Source organism: Streptomyces sp. NBC_01306 (assembly GCF_026340465.1).
In the GTDB taxonomy this organism is placed as follows: Bacteria; Actinomycetota; Actinomycetes; order Streptomycetales; family Streptomycetaceae; genus Streptomyces.
Genome location: NZ_JAPEPC010000001.1, coordinates 7,365,593 through 7,389,907, shown reverse-complemented (window position 1 = coordinate 7,389,907; position 24,315 = coordinate 7,365,593). Strand labels below are relative to the sequence as shown.

The 24,315-nt window shown below is 70.4% G+C and carries 18 protein-coding genes and 2 riboswitches; of the genes, 6 read left to right on the top strand and 12 right to left on the bottom strand.

Annotated features, from left to right (window positions below; translation table 11 throughout):
- Positions 1–58: 58 nt before the first annotated feature.
- Positions 59–1,645: an APC family permease gene (locus OG385_RS32705; RefSeq protein ID WP_266860354.1), complete on the bottom strand. Its 1,587-nt coding sequence runs from the start codon at positions 1,643–1,645 to the stop codon at positions 59–61.
- A 251-nt stretch (positions 1,646–1,896) separates the two neighbouring features.
- On the opposite strand from OG385_RS32705, the gene OG385_RS32700 reads away from it, so the two are divergent.
- Together OG385_RS32700 and OG385_RS32695 are read left to right on the top strand one after the other, a co-directional pair.
- Positions 1,897–3,435, top strand: coding sequence for an FAD-dependent oxidoreductase (locus tag OG385_RS32700; RefSeq protein ID WP_266860352.1), 1,539 nt, complete (start codon positions 1,897–1,899; stop codon positions 3,433–3,435).
- A 55-nt stretch (positions 3,436–3,490) separates the two neighbouring features.
- Positions 3,491–4,411: a TetR/AcrR family transcriptional regulator gene (locus tag OG385_RS32695; protein WP_266860350.1), complete on the top strand. Its 921-nt coding sequence runs from the start codon at positions 3,491–3,493 to the stop codon at positions 4,409–4,411.
- Between the two features lie 96 nt (positions 4,412–4,507).
- Here the strand turns inward: OG385_RS32695 and OG385_RS32690 are convergent, their stop codons facing one another.
- The 3 genes from OG385_RS32690 to OG385_RS32680 all read right to left on the bottom strand — a co-directional run bounded on the left by OG385_RS32690 (position 4,508) and on the right by OG385_RS32680 (position 7,906).
- Positions 4,508–5,797 (bottom strand): amidohydrolase family protein, encoded by a 1,290-nt coding sequence (locus OG385_RS32690; RefSeq protein WP_266861307.1) that lies wholly within the window; start codon positions 5,795–5,797, stop codon positions 4,508–4,510.
- 1,020 nt (positions 5,798–6,817) lie between these two features.
- On the bottom strand, positions 6,818–7,357 hold the full coding sequence (locus OG385_RS32685) for a DUF664 domain-containing protein (protein ID WP_266860348.1): 540 nt from the start codon (positions 7,355–7,357) through the stop codon (positions 6,818–6,820).
- 51 nt (positions 7,358–7,408) lie between these two features.
- Positions 7,409–7,906: an FBP domain-containing protein gene (locus OG385_RS32680; RefSeq protein WP_266860346.1), complete on the bottom strand. Its 498-nt coding sequence runs from the start codon at positions 7,904–7,906 to the stop codon at positions 7,409–7,411.
- Positions 7,907–7,982: 76 nt separating this feature from the next.
- On the opposite strand from OG385_RS32680, the gene OG385_RS32675 reads away from it, so the two are divergent.
- Entirely contained in the window at positions 7,983–8,552 is a 570-nt protein-coding gene (locus OG385_RS32675; protein WP_266860345.1) for a TetR/AcrR family transcriptional regulator, read from the top strand.
- 111 nt (positions 8,553–8,663) lie between these two features.
- On the opposite strand, the gene OG385_RS32670 is transcribed toward OG385_RS32675, so the two are convergent.
- Positions 8,664–10,703: a phosphocholine-specific phospholipase C gene (locus OG385_RS32670; RefSeq protein ID WP_266860344.1), complete on the bottom strand. Its 2,040-nt coding sequence runs from the start codon at positions 10,701–10,703 to the stop codon at positions 8,664–8,666.
- Between the two features lie 342 nt (positions 10,704–11,045).
- Here OG385_RS32670 and OG385_RS32665 point away from each other — a divergent pair, with 342 nt between their 5' ends.
- Together OG385_RS32665 and OG385_RS32660 are read left to right on the top strand one after the other, a co-directional pair.
- The gene (locus tag OG385_RS32665) at positions 11,046–11,756 is read left to right on the top strand and encodes a triacylglycerol lipase (protein WP_266860342.1); all 711 of its coding nucleotides are present in this window, start codon (positions 11,046–11,048) and stop codon (positions 11,754–11,756) included.
- A gap of 164 nt (positions 11,757–11,920) precedes the next feature.
- Positions 11,921–13,108: a hypothetical protein gene (locus OG385_RS32660; RefSeq protein ID WP_266860340.1), complete on the top strand. Its 1,188-nt coding sequence runs from the start codon at positions 11,921–11,923 to the stop codon at positions 13,106–13,108.
- A 37-nt stretch (positions 13,109–13,145) separates the two neighbouring features.
- On the opposite strand, the gene OG385_RS32655 is transcribed toward OG385_RS32660, so the two are convergent.
- The 4 genes from OG385_RS32655 to OG385_RS32640 all read right to left on the bottom strand — a co-directional run bounded on the left by OG385_RS32655 (position 13,146) and on the right by OG385_RS32640 (position 17,066).
- Positions 13,146–14,015, bottom strand: coding sequence for an LLM class flavin-dependent oxidoreductase (locus OG385_RS32655; RefSeq protein WP_266860338.1), 870 nt, complete (start codon positions 14,013–14,015; stop codon positions 13,146–13,148).
- A gap of 92 nt (positions 14,016–14,107) precedes the next feature.
- A complete protein-coding gene (locus OG385_RS32650; protein ID WP_266860336.1) occupies positions 14,108–14,986 on the bottom strand; it encodes a hypothetical protein in 879 nt (292 codons plus the stop codon).
- Between the two features lie 211 nt (positions 14,987–15,197).
- Positions 15,198–16,109 (bottom strand): TIGR03619 family F420-dependent LLM class oxidoreductase, encoded by a 912-nt coding sequence (locus tag OG385_RS32645; protein ID WP_266860334.1) that lies wholly within the window; start codon positions 16,107–16,109, stop codon positions 15,198–15,200.
- A 99-nt stretch (positions 16,110–16,208) separates the two neighbouring features.
- Positions 16,209–17,066: a LuxR C-terminal-related transcriptional regulator gene (locus OG385_RS32640; RefSeq protein WP_266860332.1), complete on the bottom strand. Its 858-nt coding sequence runs from the start codon at positions 17,064–17,066 to the stop codon at positions 16,209–16,211.
- Between the two features lie 292 nt (positions 17,067–17,358).
- On the opposite strand from OG385_RS32640, the gene OG385_RS32635 reads away from it, so the two are divergent.
- Positions 17,359–17,775, top strand: a complete 417-nt coding sequence (locus tag OG385_RS32635) for a hypothetical protein (protein WP_266860330.1) — start codon at positions 17,359–17,361, stop codon at positions 17,773–17,775.
- A gap of 79 nt (positions 17,776–17,854) precedes the next feature.
- Here the strand turns inward: OG385_RS32635 and OG385_RS32630 are convergent, their stop codons facing one another.
- The 3 genes from OG385_RS32630 to cobN form a co-directional block, all read right to left on the bottom strand.
- A complete protein-coding gene (locus OG385_RS32630; protein ID WP_266860329.1) occupies positions 17,855–18,478 on the bottom strand; it encodes a polysaccharide deacetylase family protein in 624 nt (207 codons plus the stop codon).
- 456 nt (positions 18,479–18,934) lie between these two features.
- Entirely contained in the window at positions 18,935–20,023 is a 1,089-nt protein-coding gene (locus OG385_RS32625) for a HoxN/HupN/NixA family nickel/cobalt transporter (RefSeq protein WP_266860328.1), read from the bottom strand.
- Positions 20,024–20,050: 27 nt separating this feature from the next.
- Positions 20,051–20,253: riboswitch (cobalamin riboswitch) on the bottom strand.
- Positions 20,254–20,411: 158 nt separating this feature from the next.
- Positions 20,412–24,008 (bottom strand): cobaltochelatase subunit CobN, encoded by a 3,597-nt coding sequence (gene cobN, locus OG385_RS32620; RefSeq protein ID WP_266860327.1) that lies wholly within the window; start codon positions 24,006–24,008, stop codon positions 20,412–20,414.
- Positions 24,009–24,079: 71 nt separating this feature from the next.
- A riboswitch (cobalamin riboswitch) is annotated at positions 24,080–24,233 on the bottom strand.
- Between the last annotated feature and the right edge of the window lie 82 nt (positions 24,234–24,315).

Genomic DNA, 24,315 nt, shown 5'->3' with positions numbered 1-24,315 from the left:
TGGGCCGGCAGGCCGCTGCCGGGGCAGCGGTCGGCGGTGGGTCGGAAGGGACGGGCGGTCAGTTGCGTCCGGCGGCGGCCGGCGAGGGCTCGTCCATGGCCTCCGTCAGCGTGGGAGCCGACAGCTTGGCGGCGAAGAAGGACGGCGCGCGGCGCTGCTGGACGAGCATCACCACGAGGCCCACCGCCAGTGCGCCGACACCGATCAGGAAGACACCGCCGATATGCCAGTGCGGTGCGAACGGAAGCGTCCAGGAGGTGCCGCCGGAGTCCGGGTCCCAGTCATTGCGCAGGCTCCAGACCCCGGCTGCCACGAGGGTCAGCCCGCCGATGGCCGGCAGGACCACCCGCAGCCACAGTTCGCCGGCGCTCCGGCGGACCGCACGCCGGTGGGCCCAGGCGGAGGTGATCCCGGTGAGGCCGTAGTAGAGGGCGATCATCAGCCCGCAGGAGGAGACGGCGTCGCCGATCACATGCCCGTGGGCCAGGAAGTTCATCGCCAGGTAGACCACTCCGCCGGCCACACCGGTGGCGATCGTCCCGGCCTTCGGGACGGAGAAGCGGGGGTGCACGGTGCCGAGTGAGCCGGGCAGCGCCCGGTGCCTCGCCATGGCCAGCATGGTGCGCCCGAGGGTGAGTACGGTCGTCTCGGTCGACGCGGCAGCCGAGGACAGCACCATCAGGACCATGAGGTGCCACATCACCGAGCCGAAGCCGGTGGTGCCGAACACGGCTCCGCCGAGGGCGGAGAAGACGTCGCCCGAGTGGTCGGGATTGGCCAGGCCGTTGCCGGTCGTGCCGATACCGGCGAACGAGACGGTCGCGTACGTGGCCCCGAGGTAGAGCGCCAGCAGCAGCAGGGTCGACAGGGTGGCGGCCCGGCCCGGCGTCCGACGGCGGTCGGCAGTCTCCTCGTTGACCGTGAGAGCGGTCTCCCAGCCCCAGTAGATGAACAGCATCAGCACCAGGCCACTGGCGAAGGCGCTCGGTGAGGAGATCGCGAACGGGTCGAGCCACGACAGCTGCGGATGCCGGGCGCCGGCGCCCGCGTGGCCGGTGTAGACACGGACGAGCGCGACGACGGAGAACACCACCAGCATGGCGAACTCCAGGAAGAGCAGCGCCCGCTGGACGGCGGCCGCGACCTCGATGCCCCGGTAGCAGACTGCGGTCATCAGGGCGATCCAGCCCAGGCCGACGGCCAGCACCCAGGGGTTCGACGGGTCCTCGCCGATGCCGTGCGCACCGAACAGCAGGAACACGTACTGGCCGGCCACCTGCGCGAGGCTTCCCATGACCAGGACGAACGAGGCGATGATCGCCCAGCCGCCCATGAAACCGGTGCGCGGGCCCAGCGAGCGGCTGGCCCAGGTGAAGATCGTTCCGCAGTCGGGGTCGGAGCGGTTGAGCGCCGCGTAGCCGAAGGACACGAACAGGATCGGTACGAAGGCCAGCACCACGACCGCCGGCGCCTGGAAGCCGACGGCCGCGACGACGAAGGCCAGCGTCGCGGCAAGACTGTAGGCGGGGGCGGCCGATGCCGTCGCCAGGATCAGGCTGGTGACCATGCCCAGTGCCCCGGGCCGCAGCCCCTTGGACTGGACTTCGGCCGAGCCGGTCGGCTCGGTCTGCTCGGTGGTTGCCATGGATGCTCCTCTTGCTCACGGAGTGGAGGGCCGGCCGGGATGTACAGCGCGCAGGAGCACCCGGGGCGGGCCTTCGCGGCAGTGGTGGAGTCGTGGAGTGCGGGGTCGTGGGGTGCAGGGTCGCTGAGTACGGAGTCGCAATACTGATTGGTGCGTCACCATTGCTGATGCCGGAACCTCCGTCAAGGGGTGCGGACAAAGTTGATCGCAATGGTTGACTGACAGTTCAGTCTTGCTCCACGCTCTCCCCCATGAGGTCACAGACCGAACCCGCGCAGTCCGAGCCCGCACAGACCGATCCCACGTCGGCACCCATGCCGGCCCCTGCATCGGCCCCACCCACCCCGGCGCACCGCGCCCCGGACGAACGCGCGCCGGACGACCCGGGCGTGGCCCGGCCCGTGATGACGGACGCCGTCGTCATCGGCGCCGGCTACGCGGGGCTCAGCGCCGCGCTCCGACTGCACGAGCAGGGCCTCGGCGTCGTCGTACTCGAAGCCTCCTCCCGCGTCGGCGGCCGGGTGCTGAGCGAGGAGCGGCCATCGGGCCCCGTGGTGGACCACGGTGGCCAGTGGGTGGGCCCGACGCAGAAGCGCCTGCTGGCGCTGGCCGAACGCTTCGGCTGCCGGACCTTCCCCACCTGGGAGACCGGACAGCACATCGAGGTCTGGCACGACGGGGCACGCGTCGGATATGCGGGCGCCGCACCGGCCTCGGGCCCCGGAATCGCCGAGTACCTCCGGATCACCGCACTGCTGGACGAGCTGGCACTGACCGTCGACCCCGAACAGCCCTGGCTGACACCGCACTTCACGGAGTGGGACGGTCTGAGCGCAGAGTCGTTCTTCCGCGAACAGACCGCGGACCCGGACGCCCTGGTCCGCCTGGCCCTCGCCGTACAGGGCGTGTGGTGTGCCGAACCGCGCGAGATCTCACTGTTCCACGTGCTGTTCTACATCCGGGCCGCGGGGAGTTACGAGCAGCTCATGGAGACCGGGGGCTGCGCCCAGGACCGGCGGTTCGCCACGGGCGCGGCCGGGCCGGCGCGCGCCGTCGCGGAGCTGCTCGGCGACCGGATCCGGCTGGGCGAGCGGGTGTGCGGTGTGGAGCAGCACGGGTCCGGAGTCCGGGTGCGTACCGCTGCCGGTGCGGTCGTGGAGGCCCGCCGCGCGGTCGTGGCCCTGCCACCGCCGGCGGCCCGCTCGATCACTTTCAGCCCCGCGCTTCCGGAGCCCCGCTCGGGCTGGATCGCGCACAGCCCCATGGGGCGGGTGGCCAAGATCCATGCTGTGTACTCCGAACCGTTCTGGCGGGCGGACGGTCTGTCCGGCATCGCGACGCTCTACGGTTCGCTGCCGGTCGGCGTCGTCTTCGACAACTCCCCCGAGGACGGGTCGGCGGGTGTCCTCGTGGCCTTCGTCTACGGGGACCGGGCCGGTTCCTGGGCCGGGATGGACGAGGAGCAGCGCCGCAGGACCGTACTCGGCAGCCTCCGCGCCGTGGTGGGCGAGCGTGCGGAGCGGCCGGTCGACTACACCGAAACCCTGTGGGAGGACGACGAGTTCGCCCGGGGCGGCTACGCGGCGTACGTGGCCCCCGGCGGCTGGAGCGGCTACGGGGAGCACGGCTGGCGGGAGCCGACCGGCGCCGTGCACTGGGCCGGAACCGAGACCGCGACGGTCTGGAACGGCTACATCGACGGGGCCATCGCGTCCGGATACCGCGCCGCCGACGAGATCGCGGGGGCCATCGCCGTTCCCACCGCCGTCCTCGCGGAGAAGCACGGCTGACGTCCCGGCCCGGCATTCCGCCGGGTGCGGCCGGTCGAGCATAATGGGGCCCGCCATGGCGAAGGAGACTCAGACAACCGCGAATCCGGCCGGCTCCCGGGCCCAGGAACCTGACCGGCCCCCGGAGACGGCGGCCGACCGGGCGCGCCGGGTGGTGCTCGCCGCCGACGTCAGCCAGCGCGAGTTCGCCGGTCTCATCGGGATGGACCCCACAGCGCTGTCGAAGGCGCTGCGCGGCACCCGCAGGCTCCAGGACCACGAGCTCGCCGCCATCGCCCGGGTCGGCAAGGTGCCGGTGCGGTATCTGGCGACGGGCAGCGGCCGCGAGCCTGCGGCCCTGGCGCGTGCCGCCGCGGGGGGCGCACGGCGGCGGGCCGAGTCGCTGGACGCCGATGTACGCCGTGTCCAGATCCTCGAAGCCACCGCGCGGCTGATCGCCCGCCGGGGCATCCACGCCGTACGGGTCGCCGACATCGCCCGGGAGTGCGGCACCAGTACCGGCACCGTGCACTACCACTTCCCGGCGAAGAACGGCGCACTGCGGGCCGCGCTGAGCTACTGCGCCGACCGGCTGCACGCCCGGTTGCAGAGCGAGTTCGAGCAGGTCGGCGACCCGGTGGAGATGCTGCGCAGGCTGGTCGAGGTCCAACTGCCCAGCAGCAGGGAGGACATCGACGAGTGGTCGGTGTGGATCCAGTCGTGGACGGCCGCCATGCTGGAGCCCTCGCTGCGCGAGGCACAGCGGGCTGCCTACTCGCGCTGGCGCGGGACCGTGCTCGGCCTCATCCGGCACTGCCAGCGCGAGGGCCTGGCCCCCGACGCCGACCCCGAAGCTCTGACCAGCCGTTTCACCAGCCTGGTTGACGGGCTGGCGATCCAGATGCTGTCGGGCAGTGCGGAGATGCCGGTGGAGCGCATGCGGGAACTGCTCCTGGACGCCTTCGAACCGCACATCACGCTGCGCCACTCCGGCTGACCGGTCTGGCAGGTCCCGGCCCCGCCACCAGCACGCACCGCTGGGGCCGGGACCGGGACCGGTGGAGACCGTCGCGCGGCCCCGGGCCCCCTCCCCCTATGTCGGTTTGACCCGCTGCAGCTTGGCGCGGCGTACCACCTGGGGGCCCACCTCGGCGGCCCTGGCCACCAGCGCGCGGCCGTCCCAGTCCTGCGGCCAGCCGTCCCACAGGCGCAGCCGGCCGTCCACGACGACCGCGGTGATCTGGTCCCGGTTCGAGAGGCGGACCAGCTCCCAGCGAAGGTCGAAGGACGGGGTGAGTTCGGGGACGTTCACGTCCACGACGAGGAAGTCGGCTGCCTTGCCGACGGCGATCTCACCGGTCACCTTGCTCAGCCCGACGGCGTCGGCGCTCAGCCTGGTGGCGTGGTCGAGCCAGAGCCGTCCGGCGCCGCACGAGGAGTCTCCCGTCGCCAGTCCTGACGTCAGCCGCTGCGCGGACTCCGCCGCGTCGACGAGCCGGAACCCGTCGCCACGGGTGCCGTCGGTTCCCGTACCGAACCGCACGTCCATGGCGGCCATCATGGTGGCCTGTGCGACGGCGTTGCCCTTCCAGGCGCTGGCCACCGGGTTGTAGCTGACGGCCGATCCGGAGTCCGCGAGCTGACGCATCTCGGTGGGGGTGGTCAGTGTGGCGTGCGCACCGAGGAGGTGCGGGCCGAGTGCGCCGATGTGGTGCAGATAGTCGATGGGGCGGCGGCCCACGCTCTTCAACGAGCGTTCCACGGAGGCGAGATGTTCGTTGACATGGATCTGGAACACCGCACCGGCTTCCGCGCACATGTCCGCGGTCTTCTTGATGACCGCGGCCGTCGCGTCCTCGGGGACTGCGATGGCCAGGGAGGGGTGGATCAGCGGGTGGCCGCCCCACCGCCCGAGGTGCGCGGGGCCACCCTTCCCATCGGAGACGATCTTGGAGAGCACACAGCGGATCCCGGCTTCCTCGGTGCCCTTGGCCAGCGCCGCGACATCGACCGGGGCCCGGGTCCCCGCGTCGGCGACGGTGGTGAAACCGCCGCGCAGCGCTTCCAGCGCGGCCAGTTTCGCCGAGAGGTAGGCGGTGTCCTCGTCCAGCGCGTGCTCCAGCGGTTCCCAGATCGTCTTGAAGATCTCCGAAGGCTGTCCGAACGACTTGGCCTTGCCGAAGCTCTGGGTCAGATGGTGGTGGGCGTCGATGAAGCCCGGCATCAGAAGGTGCCCGTCGAGACGGACGGGGTGCAGGTCGTGGTGGGCGGCGATGAGCCGCTCGGCCGGACCTGTCTCCCGGAATTTCCCGGACTCCACCAGGACGGCCTGTCCCCGTACCGGCCCGTCCGCGAGGAGCAGCAGTTCGGGTACGAGCAGCATGCGCTTGCCCGAGAGCTGGTCGGGCCGGAACGTGCGTGTGTCGCCGCCCCGGGAATCCGTGCTGTGTGCCGCGGCGGGGGCCGCGTGGGCCGTGCCTCCGGCCGGGGTGTTCCCGCGAGGTTCCGCGGAGGCGCTCGGACCGGCGGCCATGGACGCCCCGAGGAGCCCGCCCGCGCCGGTCAGTCCGACCCCGGCGAGGAATCCGCGCCGCCCGACACCGTCCTGGCCCCCGCCCCGCCCGGTGACCGGCCCCCGGCCCTGCTGCTGCCCGCCGGACGGTTCCCGTACTGGATTCCGCCCACCCTCGTCGGAGGCATTCCGCTGATCCCCATGGGAGGGATTCCGCTGGTCCCCGTTGGAGGGATCCCGCCGCTCGTCGTTCGCCAACCCGCTCGCCTGCTTTCCGTCCGTATCCGACTGCCCATTGCTCCAGAGGCATCCGCGCACGGGCAGCAGCGGGTGTGCCGCGCACGTGACGGAGCCGGAAATCACCGGCGTACGAGGTCGACCGCGCCGGGTGGCCCGACCCTAGAACCATGCCAAGAAGCGGAACAAGCCTTCCGACATACGGGATTCGGCTGGTCGGAGCGGGGGCGGCGGAACACCTCGGCCACGGCGCCCACCCCCTGGCCAGAGCGCCGCGGGACGGTCCGGTGGTGGCGTAACTTCACGGAAACATGAGCGGGCCCCGGCGCACGGCACCCCGGAAGCCGCAGCACACGCCTCACACCTCCGGTAATCCGGCTACCGCACACGGCACACCGCGGGCATGAACCCGGACGGCATGAGCCTGGCCCGGGGGCGCGCGGCGGCCAGGCAGCCGCCGGGACGGCAGCCCGCCCGGGGCCTGGAACGGGCGCGGTGCGCGGCCCCGCGGCGCGGCGTCAGAAGGGGCCGGCTTGCCCGCGGGGCAGGGCGGCAGGCGGAAACCCGGAGTCGCCGGGGCGGTCGTCAAGGAGATAGCCGTCAGAGCAACGGGTCGTCAGAGCAACGGTCGTAGGAGCAACGGCCCCCGGCGAGTCACTCCCCCACGAGGCCGTCCACCGACTCCCTGATGAGGTCGGCGTGGCCGATGTGGCGGGCGTACTCCTCGATCAGGTCCAGCAGGATCCGCCGCAGGTTGGGCGACTCGCCCGCGGAGGTGGTGAAGCGGCCGAGCTGTTCCGGACCGCCGCGGGTGAGCGCATCGGCCACGAGGGAGCGCGAGCGGGCTACGGCGCTCTCCCAGAGAGCCATCAGCTCCTCGGGGCTGTCCTGGGCGGCCGACGTCCACTCCCAGTCGGGCTCGGCGTCCCAGTCCACCGTGGACCACGGGGCCCCCGCCGGCTGCGCGAGCAGGAGCCGGACGACATGGGTGTCCTCGACGTTCGCCATGTGCTTGAGGAGCCCGCCCAGCGTCACGGACGAGACACCGACCGTGGCCCGCATGCCTGCCGCGTCCAGCCCGCCGCACTTCCACGCCAGCGTCGCGCGCTGGCGCTCCAGGGAACCCAGGAGGGCAGCGGCCTCGTCACCGGCGAGCGGCGGTTCCGGGCGGTCCTGTCCTCCGATGTCAGTCACGGGCGGAGCCTATCGCAAGTCCATTGCCGGGCCAGGGAGTTGCTGCCGCGCTCACGCGATCACGTTCTCGATGAAGGCCATCACATTGTTACGGGTCCGGGCGACCTTCTCGTCCACGGACAGGGTCTCCTTGAACGCCCAACCGGCGCCGGCCGGCTTCTTGCCCCGGACATAGAGCGAGCAGGCCAGATCGGTGCAGAGGTACTGGCCTACGGTGTTGCCCTGGCGGCCGGCCTCACCGGGGCGGCGTGCGGTCATCAGCACCACACGGCCGCTGGTGTGGGTCGTGAGACACAGCGAGCACATGCTGCGGGAGGTGAAGCCCCGGCTGGCCCCGGTCGGTGCGCGCAGCACGAGGCCGAGCAGGCGGCCGTCGTCCTCGGCGACGAGATAGGCGCGGTCGGGGGCCCCGGGGTCGCGCCAGCCGAGGAAGTCGAGGTCGTCCCACGGGAGCTCTTCCAGATCCCTGGGGATGTTCAGACGCGTGGCCTCGCCTTTGGAACAGTTCACGAACGAGTTACGGATGTCGGTCTCACTGAGGTGTCTCACATCAGCCGACGCTAGCTGGCCTAATATGTTTAGGCAAACTCTTTATTTCATTAGCCCGCAAGCTCACGGAGGACGCATGGCACGACTGGGCATCACCCCGGAACGCCTCACCAGGACGGCGGCGGAGCTCGCGGACGAGATCGGCTTCGACAATCTGACCCTCTCGGCGATCGCGCGCAGGCTCGGCGTCAAGGACCCGAGCCTGTACGCGCACATTCGCAACGCCCGCGAGCTGAAGATGCGGGTGGCGCTGCTGGCCCTGGAGGAACTGGCCGACGCGGCGGGCGCCGCGCTGGCCGGGCGCGCGGGCAAGGACGCACTGGTGGCGTTCGCCAACGCCTACCGGGATTACGCGAAGGCGCATCCCGGCCGCTACACCGCGGCCCAGTTCGAACTCGACAAGGAGGCCGCCCTCAACAGCGCGGCTCCCCGGCAGTCGCAGATGACCCGGGCACTCCTGCGCGCCTACAACCTGCCGGAGCCCGACGAGACCGACGCGGTGCGGTTCCTGCACAGCACATTCCACGGGTACGTGAGCCTGGAGCGGGTGGGCGGCTTCAGCCACACCCCGCGTGACGCCGACGCCTCCTGGGCCTATGCGCTGGACAGCCTCGACTTCGCCCTGCGCAACCGGCCCACGGGCTGACCGGCCGTACCGGACCGGCCCGGCGGCAGCCCACGAACGCCCTTTCACCGCAAACTGCGGCGCCGCAGCACCGCAGTGCCGCGCAGCCGTTCGTGAGCCACCGCATCGCGGTCAGCCGCTGACGCTCGGCGCCCCGGTCTCGATGTGGCCGGTGTACCGGCGGGACCAGGTGGAGTCGCAGTCGGCCGTGACGGTGAAGTCGTACCAGCCCTTCGACAGGGCCACCGCGTTGAAGTAGTCCTCGGCGGTGCCGCCCGCTGCCACCGTGTAGGTCCACGGCCCGTCCGAGCGGTAATTGGCCGCCTTGACGGTGAACTTGACTGCCGCCGATGACGTGTTGGTGAAGGTGAACCAGATGGCCTGCTTGCCGGTGTCCGGCGCCGCTGCGTACTTGGCGGCCACCTCCACGGCCTTCCCGGCCTTCGACGCGTCGCCGGCGAACCGGCGCTGGAAGCGGTTCGGTCCCATCAGTGTGAAGTCGTACTTGCCTGATCCGTACCCCGCGCCGATGTTGAAGTAGTCGGTCGCCGTGCCCCCCGGGTCGACGGTGTACTGCCACGGTTCCGTCGACCGGTAGGCGTTGGGGTGGATGGAGAAGTGCGCGGCGCTCTTCGCCGGGGCGCCCTCGTTGGACATGCCGAACCAGGCGAGGATCTTTCCGGCCGCATCGAATTCCAGCCGGTCCAGATTGGCGTTCGGCTGGTACGGAATCGCACGGGCCGGACGGGTGCCGCTCTCCTGCGCGGGAAGGGCGTTGGTCTGCGGAGCCGGGTTCGGCAGCGACGTACAGCTGTCGATCCCGATCACCTTCGCGGTGGACGGGAGACCGGAAGGCACTCCGTACACCGGTGCGCCGAAGTCGAAGACCCCCGTGAGGTCGCCGGTGACCCTGCGCCGCCAGGCGCTGATGTTCGGGCAGGTGGCCGGGGTGCCGAGAGCCGTGGTCCAGGTCTCCAGGAAGCGGAGCACCGAGGTGTGGTCGAAGACCTCCGACGACACCCAGCCGCCCCGGGTCCAGGGCGACATCACGACCATCGGCACGCGGAAGCCGAGCCCGTACGGGACCCCGTTCAGGAACTCGCCCGGCTCGTCGGCCGGCGGTGACGGCGGGGGTACGTGGTCGAAGAAGCCGTCGTTCTCGTCGTAGTTGAGGAAGAGGACCGTCGAGTCGAACACATCCTGGTCGGCTGCGAGTGCCTGGTAGACCAGGTTGACGAAGTGTGCGCCGTCGCCCGGCGGGGCGTACGGGTGCTCGGAGAACCCCTGATTGGGGACCACCCACGACACCTGCGGGAGCGTGCCCGCCACGACGTCGGCCTTGATGGCCGCTGCGATGTCGTCGGGGGTGGAGCCGGTGGTGGCCGGTACGGAGGCCATGCCCCGGTCGTGGAGCGGGTCGCCCGGAGCGGCCCCGGTGAACTTGGTGAAGTACGCGAGGCCGTTGTCACCGAAGTTGTCATCGGCGTTCTGGTAGAGCTTCCAGCTCACCCCGGCGCGCTGCAACGCCTCGGCGTAGGTCTCCCAGGTCAGCCCGGACTCGTCGCCACCGTCGCTGCTGGAGGAGTCGACCTTGCCGCTCCAGAGGTAGGTGCGGTTGGGACCGGTCGCGCTGAGAGTGGACGAGAAGTACCCGTCGCACACGGTGTAGTTGTCGGCCAGCGCGTAGTGGAAGGGCATGTCGTCGCGGTCGAGGTAGCCGAGCGTACGGACATTGCCGACCCCCGAAACCCAGCTGTCGAGACGGCCCTTGTTCCAGGCGGAGTGCTGCGAGGACCAGCTGTGCGGCAGATCGCCGTTGCACTGGGCGAGGGTCTCGCCGTCGACCCCGCCGGCCGCCGGGGTGGAGCTGAGCTTCCAGGGGTACTGGCGCCCGAGGCCGTTCGGCTGGTTGAACACCGACTGCCCGCCGGACAGCGATATACCGCTGCGGTCGTCGAAGCCCCGGACTCCCTTGAGCCGCCCGAAGTAGTGGTCGAAGCTGCGGTTCTCCTGCATCAGCACGACCACGTGCTTGACGTCCTTGACCGTTCCGGTCGCGCCGGCCGCCCGGCTCGCGGCCTCGGCGGGGTACCCCGCGCCCATCGGAACGACGGCACCGGCAACCGCCCCCGCACCGAGCGCCACGAAGCCTCTTCGACTGATCGGTGTCATCCGCCTGCCCTCGCCCTAGGAATCAGTTGCGCACACGTGATCGCGATTGCGTCGCATCGCGCACAAGAGTGCAGGATTCACTGCGTCCACAGCTAGACCCATGCCACCAGCACTCTGTGAAGATCCGCTGAACACCACACTCCGCGCCGGGGACGGGTCCCGGAACAGGGACGGGTCCCACGTCCGCTGACGGGCCCGGGAACGGTGAACCGCCCGGACCGGTAGTGGTACGCAGCCATGCGGTCTAGGATTCCCCTCCGTCCAAACGTTCCTGACGGGACATCAGCACCAGCACCTGCCCGCCCGCTCCCGCGCACTCCCCCACCCCGTAGGAGACTCATCATGCGACGCGGATCCTCCGTGCTGCTCGCCCTGCTCGGCGCTCTGGCTCTGATCTGGGGCACAGCTCCCGCCTCCCTGGCCGCACAGCGAGCCACCGAGCGAGCCACCGTACGGGCGGCGCACAACCCTGTGATCTTCGTGCATGGCTACAACGCCGACCCGGGCGTGTGGGGCAGCATGATCAGCGACTTCAAGGCCGACGGCTACACTGACGACGAGTTGTTCAGCTGGGGCTATGACACGCACCAGTCCGTCAACGAGGTCCTCGCCGGGCAGTTCTCCGACTACGTCAACAACGTGCTGCGCACGACCGGAGCGTCGAAGGTCGATCTGGTCGCGCACTCCTTCGGCAGCCTGACCACCCGCTGGTACGTCAAGTTCCTCGGCGGCACCGGCACGGTGGACCACTGGGTATCCCTGGGAGGGCCGAACCATGGCACGTACCTCACCTGGGCATGTGTGATCTGGGACCAGGCGTGCCGGGACATGTCGCCGGGCTCGTACGTACAGGACCAGCTGGCCGCAGGTGACGAGACACCGGGCGCGGTGAAGTACGCGACCTTCTGGTCGGAGTGCGACGAGGTCATCGACCCGGACAGCAGCGTCGCCCTGGACGGCGCGGTCAACACGGACGCGGGCTGCCTGAAACACAATGACCTGCTGGGGGACGCCGGAGTATCCCAGGGGGTAAGGGACTTCCTCGGTCACTGACCGGCGGCTGCCACGGTGCTGCACACTCCCCACACATCCGGACCCCTTGACCCCGGGAGCCGGCCGATCCTACCTTCCCCTCGGGAAAGCGCTTTCTCCAGCGGTGGGGAGTGCCGTTCCGGTGATCCACACCGGATTCCCGCAGCAGCGAGAGGACCCCTGGGATGCGCCTCGGAAGAACGCACAACTCCGCCCCACCTACCGTCAGGAACGCCCCTCGGAATCGGGGGCGGGGCTGGGCGGCCGCCTCCCTCGCCGTCGCCGTCGCCGCGCTGACGGCCCTCGCCCCCACGGCTTCCGCAAGCTCCGGCTTCACCGTCTTCACCAATGAGCGCGGCGCGGACACACCCGGCCTCCAGCAGTACGGCGCCGTCAAGTCCACGGTCGTCTACGACTATTACGCGCTGACCTGCGACGCCGACGGGTGCTACTCGAACGGCGGAGCACTCCCGTCCGAAGCCGCCTACGAGAGCAAGGTCAAGGAGTACATGGGCGCGAGCCAGTTCGGCGGCGGCGCCACCGCCCCGGTCGTACTCGACTTCGAGAACATCGTGCTCACGGCGGAGTCCGGGCAGGCGGCGACCAACGCCCTCAACCTCTGGAAGCAGCTCATCACCTGGACCCACAGGGCCGCGCCGTCCGCGCCGGTCGGCATGTACGGGTACGACTCGTCGACCACCAACAACAGCCTCACCCAGCAGTTGCACCAGAACGACCTGCTCGACTTCTTCGCGCCCCGCGCCTACCGCGGCAGTTCCCAGACGGATGCCGCGTGGACCAGCACGCTCGACGCGGCGGTCGCCAACGACCACTCACTCGCACCCGGCCAGCCCATCTACCCTTATATTTCACCGAGTTGGGACGGCAGCCCGGGTGGCGCCTATATGTCGGGCACCACCTGGGGCTACACCATCGACCAGCTCAAGGCGAAAACGGACGGCGCGGTCGTCTGGGAGCCGTCCGCCAACGACGCCTCGGCCTGCAACTGGGTGGCGCAGAACGCGTACGAGATGGGTGCCCTCACCGGTACGCCGAGCAGCGGCCCACTGACCGCCACCGCGACCCCGCCGAGCGGCAACTGCACGGTGCCGCGCGGGAGTACCACCACCGTTCCCGTCACCGTCACCAACACCTCGGGTTCCACCACGGCGGCGACCCAGATGCAGTCGTTCACGGGCGGATCAGGATTCAGCGGCAGCTGGCAGTACTGGAACGTGCCGTCCCTCGCGCCGGGCGCGTCGTTCCGTACGTCGCTGCCGCTGGCCGTCGCGTCCTCGCAGTCCACCAGCACGGCGCTGCTCCACATCCGGACCGGGCTGAGCGACACACGCTGGGCAGTCGTCGTGAAGTAGGCACGTGCGACCCGGTCAGGTCATCCGGACCGGGCTCTCAGAAGACGGGTGGCCCCTGTTCGATACGGCGCATGACCGGCTCGAACCGGTCGAGCCCTTCGCCGGTCTGCAGCCGGCGTTCGTCCCACCAGGTGGCGCCGGCCTCGATGAGCGGTCCGATCACGTCATGTGCCCTGGCGGCGGCAGTGGGGCTCGCGCCGCCCACGACGATCTCGAAGGGAGCGTCGTGGGCGTCGGCGCGCAGCCGGTGAAGGTAGGCGACCAGTTCGCGCACCTCGTCGACGGGCGGAATCTGTCCGTGCTTGGCCGATGCGAAGAGGGGAACCGCGCCGTCCCAGCGGGCAGCGCGGCGCATCGGCGGGCGGTTGGGCCAGAATCCGCCGATCCACACCGGCGGGCGGGGGCGCTGCACCGTGGCGGGCAGCAGGGTCACATCGCGGACCGTGTAGTGCTGTCCTTCGCACGTGACGGGCGTACCCGACCAGTAGCGCCGCAGCAGCTCCAGGCCTTCGTCCAGGCGCCCGGCGAGCACCCGCGGGTCGGTCGGCTCGCCGAAACTTCCGTACTCGTCCTCGATCGGACCGCCGAGCCCCGCACCGAAGATCACCCTGCCGCCGCTGAGGGCATCGAGGGTGGCCACCTGGCGGGCAAGCTGCTCCGGGCGGCGCCGGGCGACCGGGGTGACCAGGGTGCCCAGCCTGAGTGTGGTGGTCGCCAGCGCCGCAGCGGTCAGGAGCATCCACGGGTCCCCGAAGGGCACGCCCTGCCGCTCGCGCTTGTCGTGCACCACGTGGTCCCAGACGAACAGCCCGTCCCAGCCTGCCTGTTCGGCGGCTGCGGCCACTTCGGCCACGGTCCTGGGGTCTGCGAAATCACCGAAGTTCGGAATGTTGACCGAGAAACGCATTCCCGCATCCTGCTGCATGACGAGGAAGCGGGCAATCGAACAGCCGGGGCTGCTCACCGCCCGACCGGCGGTGGCAGCCCCCGGAGTTCCCGCTACCGGCCGGCCGCCGCGGCGGCGTTGCCCTCCACCGTGACCTGCTGGCCTTGCCCGGTGGTCTTCGACGTGGTGCTCAGGCAGCTGCCCGACGCCGGGTCGCTGACGGTGGGGAGGCTCCCCGTGTAGTCAGTACCCGCCTCGGTGCCGACGGGCTTCCCGTAGGTCACGGTGACCTGCTGGCTGCAACCGGCCGTGAGGTAGGGCTCGATGAAGCCCTGGTCGGCGTTCTTGAACCGGCCCGAGGACGACGGGAGGCCGAAGCTCCCGATGTGCGCCACGGAAGCGCCGGTCGCGGTCTGGACGACGTCTCCCGACATCAGCTGAGTGTCGCCGGTGACACTGGCGCGCTTGAGGACGAGCGAGTACATGGTGCCCGGCGTGTAGGGGAACTGGACCGCGCAGCTCACTCCGGCGCCGCCGTCCGCACCGTAGTTGCAGTGGGTGTCCGTCGTGGTGGCGTCCGCGTTGAAGGAGCTGAAGACCGCCTGGAGCATGTGGTGCCCGTTCGCGTCCACGGGCTTCGGCTGGAATCCGGCGTACGGCCGGGTGCCGCTCTCCAGCGTCGTGTAGTAGGCGAAGTAGATGCCGGACGCGTCCGGAGCGGAATCCACGGACATCGGCAGCGTCAGCGTGGTCACCGGGGTCGGCGCGTTCGTGGTCCAGCGCAAGGTGGGGGTGGACGCCCACGACTGGCCCGCCGCGCCGAGGGCCAGGAGGGCGGTGGCGCCGAGGACGATGCCCGACCTGACGAGACGGCGCCTCGGCTTTCTGCCGGCCGAAACCGTGGACGAACCTCTGCGGGATGTAGCCGTACTGGATGGACCCGTACTCGATGAACTCGGGCTGGACGTACCCATGCTGAATGGCGTGCGCATGTCATCTCCTGACAGCCGGTGTGCGGGTTGGGCGTCAGCATGTAAGCGATTGCTATCACACCGCAAGGGGTTCGCCATGTTTCTGTCTTTTACTATGGCCAGAGCCCACGGGCGCAGTAGTAACCGGTCACCTTCCGGGGGTAATTGACCCCGACCGGCGCCCGGCGGCCACTGCCCACCGTCCGTGCGACGCCCGACCCGCCGCTGTCCGTCAGCGGATGGTCCCCGACACCGGGTCAAGGACCTTCTCGGTGAGGAGCTCAAGGAGCCTGCGGTCCTCCTCGGCGGTGCCCCGCCGCGCAGGCGAGTCGGGCGCCGTGTCCAGGAGCAGATGAGTGGCGCCCAGGTCCGCCAGCGCCACAAGGTCCTCGCGGATCTGGTCGAGTGTGCCGTGGCCCACCGGGTGCTCGCCGTCGATCCTCGTCCCGGTGACCCGGATCTGGAGCCGGGGCACGAGAGCGGGGGCCGCCCGTCCCGCACGCTCCGCCTCTTCGGAGAGCACCGGCAGCGCCGCACGCATGGCGGGCAGCGTCGCCAGATAGGGGTGCCAGCCCTCCCCGAGCCGGGCCGCACGCCTGAGGGCGGCAGGTGAATTGCCGCCCACCCAGACGGGGAGGCCGGGACGGCTCTGCGGGGCCGGCGCGGTGTGCACGTCCTCGTACGAGACGTACTCGCCCCGGAAGGTGGTGGGGTCCTCGGTCCAGGCGGCGCGGATCGCCGCCAGGTACTCGTCCGCGATCCGGCCGCGCTCGGTGAACGGCACGCCCAGCGCGGCGTATTCGGCCCGCGACCAGCCGGTCCCGGCGCCGAGGATGAAGCCTCCGGGGTTCAGGCAGTCGATGTTGGCCGCCAGCCGTGCGGTGTGCAGCGGGTGGCGGTAGGGGATCACCGTGACGGTCGTCCCGAGCGTGAGCCCCGGCACCCGCCCCGCGAGGTGTGCCGCGAGCACGAACTGGTCGTAGAAGGGGGCCGGATACGCCTCGTGCACATCAGCGGTCACCGCGACATGATCGGAGATCATCGCGAAGGAGTAGCCCAACTCCCTTGCGTCCAGGGCCTGCTGGACGAGGGAATCAGGGGTGGTACCGGGACCGAAATTGAGTATGTTGACGCCGAATTTCATCAGGAGAGCGTAACAATCATCCTGAACCGGGGCACGCTCCCCCGGGGCGCACGCCCGTTCGCCCCTCCGCGTACCCTCGCTCCCGGCACTACCCGGCGCTCACCGAAGGTCCTGATCAGCCGGTGCGCAGCGGCAGTTGGTGCAAGAAGCGCCGGGGCCGCTGTCGGCCGCGGCGCTGCTCGGCAGAAGTCCGTACCGCTGCGCCCGCAAGACAGCCGACAGCCGGTCGCCGGCGCCCAGCTTCCGGTAGATGCTTCCCATGTGCTTGTGGACCGTACTGACGGACATCCCTAATCGCCTGCCGATGGAGGCAGCGGTGAGCGATTCGCCCAGGAGAAGGAGAACGGTGGTCTCCCTGGCCGTCAGCCGCACGTTTCCGGCGGTTTCATGGGCGCCGACACGATCAGCGACGGGCAGCGCCTCTTCCCACCTCCGGAGATAGCGGCACTGTTTTTCAACACCGGAGAGAAGCGGTTGCACCCGCCGTGCGTAAGCGAGGTGCTCCGCAGTGAACTCGGACTCCTGCCGGTACACCAGGTACCCGTGGATGGGTTCGAACCGGCCTGCCAGCGGGAGCGCCAGAACGCTGCTCGCGCCGAAGGTCTCCCTGGCGACGGCGGCTGCTTCACTGTTCCGCCAGACCCGTCCGCCCGTAATGCTGCGGGCCGTGACGGGTACCAGCTGCCCGGTTGACCGGTAGAAGTCCGTGAAAGGAGAACCCGTCCGGATGCAGGCCTGCGCGTCCTCATCGACGGTGCGGTCGCTCATCCCGCCGGGTGTCCACACGTCGAGGCCCGGGGAACCATCGTTCCATTCCTCGGCTTTGCGGATCGCATGGCCGGCTCCCAGAGAGCGGAGGAGATGGCCGGTAAGAAGCGGTAACAACCTGTCGTGATGTCGTTCGTGCAGGGCTGCGACCGCCAGTTCCAGCATCTCCTCGTAAGCCCGCTCGGACACTCGGGACATGGGCCCTCCTCTGTCTATGGGTACTTGTACCCATAGCGGCGGGCGACCTGGTCCGGCCACGATGAGGTTCTGGAAGCGGTCGGCAGGCGTGGGCCCGAGGCAGCTCCAGACCTTACGACTCAGCTCTCTGGTGCCGATCGGAAGGCGCCGACCGGCTGAGACACGCGATGCGGGACGGCGTCATCCGTCCCGTGGATACGGGGGGTTCAACCACATGATCCGTAAAACGCTAACGGGACGGCCCAGGGCGGTTCGCACGGCGCGCGCCGTCGCAACTGCCGCAGTGAGCCTGGGCCTCGCCCTCATGGCGGCCCTGACGTTCGCGGCTCCGGCGACCGCCGGAAGCGTCCCGGCCTGGATCGACAACCACACCGGGCGGCACCTCGGTGGTGCCCGGTTCTCTCACGGCAGCTCAAAGTGCAAAGTGTGGAACTACGACGGGAACGACGACAGCACTTCGCACTATGGTTCCTACCGGTGCCAGAAGGTGACCGTCCAACCGCACACGAACACCGGCACCTGGGACGACATGGACGCCGTCACCGTCTTCAGCAGCAGTTACTACTACATCCGCTGGGCGCTCCCGCACGGGCGGTGGGCGCCTTACCACAAGGTCAGTGCAGGGGTGTACACACGGTTCCACGGTCTGCACACAGCCAAGTGCTACAGCGGCACACACGTACATTGCAGCATCGTCTGACCCGGAACTCCTGCGCCGGGTCGGCCAGCCGCTCCGCGCCGCCCGGAACCGGCGGGCGGCCCGGGGCGGCTGGTGCACGTCAGAGCTCCGGCCGCACGGGGACGAATCCGCTGTCGAGCAGCCGGGGCAGGTAGTTCCTGACCGCTGCGACCGTCTGGGACCGGTTGCCGCCGCCGTCGTGGCAGAGCACGATCGAGCCGTCCTTGACGTCGCGCAGCACGGAGTTGGTGATGCTGCGCGTCCCGGGCCGCGCCCAGTCGTTGGTGTCCACCGACCAGCCAAGCGGTTCCATGCCCAGGTCGGCGCAGATCCCGAGGGTGACCGGGTTCCAGTCGCCGTACGGTGCGCGGGCCCAGTCGGGCGGAGCGCCGAGCACCTTCTCGATCAGATCGCTGGTCCGGGCGAGTTCGGACCGGGCTGCGGCCGGCTTCAACTTGGTGAGCTGGGGGTGGGTCCAGGAGTGGTTGGCGACGGCGTGTCCGCCGTTCGCGATGTCGTGCAGCAACTGCGGGTACTGGACGGCGTTCTCACCGATGACGCAGAACGTCGCCTGCACGTTGTACTGGGCCAGGATGCGCAGCACCTGGGGCGTGTACTGGGGGTCGGGACCGTCGTCGAAGGTGAGCGCGATTCTTCGGCCACTGTCCTCCAGCGAGTACACCGCATGGGTGCGGACCGCCGGGTTGTGGGAAGGGGCGCCCATGGATGTCTCGCCCGCGAAGGGCCGTAGCCGGTAGGTGGGGGGACGGGCGGCCGCCGCTGCAGGTGGTCCGGCGGCCGGTGGGGGCTGGACGCGGTGTGGGGGTGGGGCGGCGGCCGGTGCCTGTGAAGGATGCGCGGCAGCGGCTGAACCGGCGTTGCCACCGGAGGGGCCGTACACCCGGGAGACCACTCCCCCGACAGCCAGAGCGCCCAGACCGACCGCGGCGCGCACGAATCGGCGGCGCCCTTGCGTATTAATGTGATTTTCAGACTGCATGGCACCGTACTGCCATACGCGGCGGCGATCACCCGGCCGACACGGCCCGACATGCGTCCGATTCCACTCCGTCGGGCCAATCCGTCGCCCGCCCCGTCCGCGACACGCCGTGGTTTTCCCGGTCCGGGCGGGACCGGGGCGTCCGAGTGCCCCGGTCCGCCGCGCGCGGGAGGCGCCCGTTCAGCTGCTGTCGGCGGCGCGCACCGCCCACTTCTCCTCCACCCTGGCGATATGCCAGTACGCCAGCGCCGCGGCCCACACCACGACGAAGAGTCCGACGATGAGGTAGCCGACATTCCCGAGGTCGAGGCCCGCTATCCAGCCGGTCACCGAGTCCTGAAGGGCGAGCTTGTCGTGCAGCACACTGATCAGCTCGATCGTGCCGATGAGGAAGGCGACGGCGATGGACAGGCCCGTGATGGCGAGGTTGTAGAACACCTTGCGCACCGGGTTGGCGAAGGCCCACTGGTACGCGAAGTTCATGAAAGTGCCGTCGAGTGTGTCGAAGAGACTCATTCCGGCCGCGAAGAGCAGCGGCAGGCAGAGGACGGCGTACCAGGGCAGACCCGCTGCGGCGCCGCTGCCCGCCATCACCATGAGGGTGACCTCGGTCGCGGTGTCGAAGCCCAGGCCGAAGAGGAAGCCCAGCGGATACATCTGGCCGGGCCTGCTGACGGACTTGGTGAACCGGCCGAGGATGCGGTTCATGAACCCGCGCGAGTTCAGGTGTGTTTCGAGTTCGGCCTCGTCGTAACGTCCGGCGCGCATCTCCCTGAACACCCGCAGAATGCCCACGAGAGCAACCAGGTTGAGTGCCGCGATGAGGTACAGGAACGAGCCCGAGACGCTCGTTCCGACGACGCCGAGCACCTGGTGGGCGTCCGAGCCCTCGTTCATGAGGACTCCCGCGAGCCGGGCTCCCCCGGCGACCAGCGCCGCCATGGCCACCACCACGCTGGAGTGCCCCAGCGCGAACCAGAAGCCGACCGACACCGGGCGCTTCCCGTCCGCCATGAGTTTGCGCGTGGTGTTGTCGATGGCAGCGATGTGGTCGGCGTCGAAGGCGTGCCGCATCCCCAGCGTGTACGCGGTGATGCCGAGTCCGACCCCGAACGCCTTGGACCCGACCTCGTAGTGGCCCGGCTCCACCAGCAGGAACAGAACGCCGAACGCGACGACGTGGAGGGCTGCTATCACCCCCAGGAGCCCGGCGGTACGTACGGTGTCCTCGCGCCGCCAGGCGAACACGGCGGATTCGGGCAGGGTCATGCGGTCACGCTCCAGCACCTCGTGGATCACTTCGTGAGATGCCGTGGCCGGTCTCCTGGCTGACGGGTCCGCTTGACGCTCGCCTCCGGCCCTGCCTTCCCGGCCGCGATACGGCCAGTGGCTTCGACGGGACGGAGACTCCCCGATCACAGTGGCGAGGGCCGCTCCGGTCTGAGGCCCCGAGGGGGCTTTCACCGGTCTTCCCGAACACCACGGCTCGCTCACCCTAGGTTCTGCTCGACGGTGGCAGCAAATGCGCCCACCTGGGGCAGGTATCGGATCTCACACCTGCCCGTCCCGGGTGGTCAGCTACCGATAACGCCGGTGAGAGCCCCGGCTCCCACCGCCGCACCGACAGCAGCGGACCACCGCGAGGAGACCGCTCGGGTCAGTCCTCGCCCTCCAGATTCCCCTCGGTCTCCAGGTAGACCTGGCGCAGCGCTTCGAGCGTCGCGGGGTCCGGCTCGGCCCACATGCCGCGGGACTCCGCCTCCAGGAGCCGTTCCGCGATCCCGTGCAGGGCCCAGGGGTTGGCCTGCTGGAGGAAGTCGCGGTTCACCGGGTCGAGTACGTACGTCTCGGTGAGCTTGTCGTACATCCAGTCGGCGACGACACCAGTGGTGGCGTCGTACCCGAAGAGGTAGTCGACGGTGGCGGCGAGTTCGAAGGCTCCCTTGTAGCCGTGCCGCCGCATCGCCTCGATCCAGCGGGGGTTGACGACCCGTGCGCGGAAGACCCGTGAGGTCTCCTCCACGAGCGTGCGGGTGCGGACGGTCTCGGGGCGGGTGGAGTCGCCGATGTACGCCTCGGGGGCGCTCCCGCGCAGCGCCCGGACGGTGGCGACCATGCCGCCGTGGTACTGGAAGTAGTCGTCGGAGTCCGCGATGTCGTGCTCGCGGGTGTCCGTGTTCTTCGCGGCGACCGTGATCCGCTTGTACGCGGTCTCCATCTCGGCGCGGGCCGGGCGGCCGTCCAGTTCCCGGCCGTAGGCGTAGCCGCCCCACACCGTGTACACCTCGGCGAGGTCCGCGTCGGTGCGCCAGTCGCGGCTGTCGATGAGCTGGAGGATGCCCGCGCCGTAGGTGCCGGGGCGCGAGCCGAAGATCCGGGTGGTGGCCCGGCGTTCGTCGCCGTGCTCGGCCAGATCGGCCCGGGTGTGGGCGCGTACGAAGTTCTGCCCGTCGGGCTCCTCCAGGGACGCGGCCAGCCGTACCGCGTCGTCCAGCAGGCCGATGGTGTGCGGGAAGGCGTCACGGAAGAAGCCCGAGATGCGCAGGGTGACGTCGATGCGGGGGCGGCCCAGCTCGTCGAGCGGCACCGGCTCAAGGCCGGTGACCCGGCGTGAGGCGTCGTCCCAGACCGGGCGGATCCCGAGCAGTGCGAGGGCCTCGGCCACGTCGTCGCCCGACGTGCGCATCGCGCTGGTGCCCCACAGGGAGAGCCCCACCGAGGTGGGCCACTCGCCGTTGTCGGTGCGGTAGCGCTCCAGGAGCGAGTCGGCGAGCAGTTGGCCGGTCTCCCAGGCGAGCCTGGACGGAATGGCCTTGGGGTCGACGGAGTAGAAGTTGCGGCCGGTCGGCAGGACGTTGACCAGGCCGCGCAGCGGGGAGCCGGAGGGCCCGGCCGGGACGAATCCGCCGTTCAGCGCGTGCAGGGCGTGGTCGATCTCGTCCGTGGTGGAGGCCAGCCGCGGGACGACCTCGCGGGCCGCGAAGCCGAGGATGTCGGCGACCGCCTGCGGGTGGCCGTCGGCCACCTTGACAGCGGCCTCCGGGTCCCAGTCCAGCGCTTCCATCGCCTCGACGAGGACACGTGCCTGTTCCTCGGCCGCGTCGGCCGCGGTGCGGGTGGCGTTGGCCTCGTCCAGGCCGAGTGCCTCGCGCAGGCCCGGCAGTGAGGCGGTGCCGCCCCAGATCTGGCGGGCGCGCAGGATGGCGAGTACCAGGTTGACCCGGTCGGCCCCGGCGGGCGGGTTGCCCAGGACATGCAGTCCGTCGCGGATCTGCGCGTCCTTGATCTCGCACAGCCAGCCGTCGACGTGGAAGATGAAGTCGTCGAAGCCCTCGTCGTCGGGCCGGTTCTCCAGACCCAGGTCGTGGTCGAGCTTGGCGGCCTGGATGAGCGTCCAGATCTGGGCCCGGATGGCGGGGAGTTTCGCCGGGTCCATGGAGGCGATCTGGGCGTACTCGTCGAGGAGTTGTTCCAGGCGTGCGATGTCGCCGTACGAGTCGGCGCGGGCCATCGGCGGGACCAGGTGGTCGACCAGCGTGGCGTGGACCCGGCGCTTCGCCTGGGTGCCCTCGCCCGGGTCGTTCACCAGGAACGGATAGATGAGGGGAAGATCACCCAGGGCGGCGTCGGGACCGCACGCGGCGGACAGGCCTGCGTTCTTGCCGGGCAGCCACTCCAGGTTGCCGTGCTTGCCGAGGTGGATCATGGCGTCGGCGCCGAAGCCGCCGTCGTCGGCGGAGGCGGCGATCCAGCGGTACGCGGCCAAGTAGTGGTGCGAGGGCGGCAGATCGGGGTCGTGGTAGATCGCGATCGGGTTCTCGCCGAATCCGCGCGGCGGCTGGATGAGGACCAGCAGATTGCCGTGGCGCAGGGCGGCGAGGACGATGTCGCCCTCGGGATTGCGGCTGCGGTCGAGGAACATCTCGCCGGGCGGCGGGCCCCAGTGCTCCTCCACGTCGGTGCGCAGCGCGGCGGGGAGCGTGGCGTACCAGCGCCGGTAGTCGGCGGCGGGGATGCGGACAGGGTTGCGGGCGAGCTGCTCGTCGGTGAGCCACTCCTGGTCGTGGCCGCCGGCCTCGATCAGCGCGCGGATCAGTTCGTCGCCGTCGCCCGACGCGAGTCCGGGGACGTCCTGCGGGCCGAAGTCGTAGCCCTGGTCGCGGAGCCGGCGCAGCAGGGCGACGGCGCTCGCGGGGGTGTCGAGGCCGACGGCGTTGCCGATCCTGGAGTGTTTGGTGGGGTACGCGGAGAGCACCAGGGCCAGCCGCTTGTCGGCGGGGGCTATGTGCCGCAGCCGTGCGTGGCGCACGGCGATCCCGGCGACGCGGGCGGCCCGTTCGGGGTCGACGACGTAGGCGGGGAGCCCGTCCTGGTCGATCTCCTTGAACGAGAAGGGCACCGTGATGAGCCGGCCGTCGAACTCCGGCACGGCGATCTGGCTGGCCGCGTCCAGCGGCGACACACCCTCGTCGTTCTCCTCCCAGACGGCCCGTGAACCCGTGAGGCACAGTGCCTGGAGGATGGGGACGTCCAGGGCGGTGAGCGCGCCCGCGTCCCACGACTCGTCGTCGCCCCCGGCGGACGCCTGGGCGGGCTTCGTCCCGCCGGCGGCCAGCACGGTGGTGACGATGGCGTCCGCCGCGCGCAGCGTTTCGATCAGCTCCGGTTCGGGGGCGCGCAGCGAGGCGACGTAGAGCGGGAGGGCCCGGCCCCCGATGTCCTCGACGGCCTCGCAGAGGGCGTCCACGAAAGCGGTGTTACCGCTCATGTGGTGGGCCCGGTAGTAGAGCACCGCGACGGTCGGCCCGTCCGTGGTGCGGGCGGTGCGTTCCAGCGGGCCCCAGCTGGGCGCGGCTGCCGGGGGCTCGAAGCCGTGGCCGGTGAGGAGCACGGTGTCGGAGAGGAAGCGGGCGAGCTGGCCGAGGTTGGCGGGCCCGCCGTGTGCCAGATAGGCGTGGGCCTCGGCGGCGATGCCGACCGGGACGGTCGACGCCTCCATCAACTGGGCGTCGGGCGCCTGCTCGCCGGTGAGGACGACGACCGGGCGCCCGTCCGCCAGGAGCAGATCGAGGCCCTCCTGCCAGGCGCGGATACCGCCGAGGAGCCGTACGACGACCAGGTCGGCGCCTTCGAGGAGCGCGGGCAGGTCGGTGAGCTGGAGCCGGGAGGGGTTGGCGAAGCGGTAGGCCACCGGGCCGTCCGCGGCACGGGCGCTGAGCAGGTCGGTGTCGGACGTCGACAGGAGCAGGAGCATGCGGCGTCGGGCCTTCCTCGGGGTATCCGCGCCCCGGGCTGTGTAGGAATCGGGTCCCCCCTGCTCAAGCGGAGCCGAGAGCTGGGGGAAGGGAGTTCCTGGCTCACCCGGCTCCAGGGGCCGGGCTCACAGTGGCGGGACCGCGCCGGAATCTCACCGGGCTTCCTCCCCTGTCGCCGTCTTAGGCGATGGCGGGCCGAACGGCCCGCCGACAAGCATAGTAACGACCTTGACGGGCGGCGGGCAGTGGGCCTCGGGATGCTGCCATCGGCGCACCCGTTCTGTACGCGCAGTCACATCGGTGCAG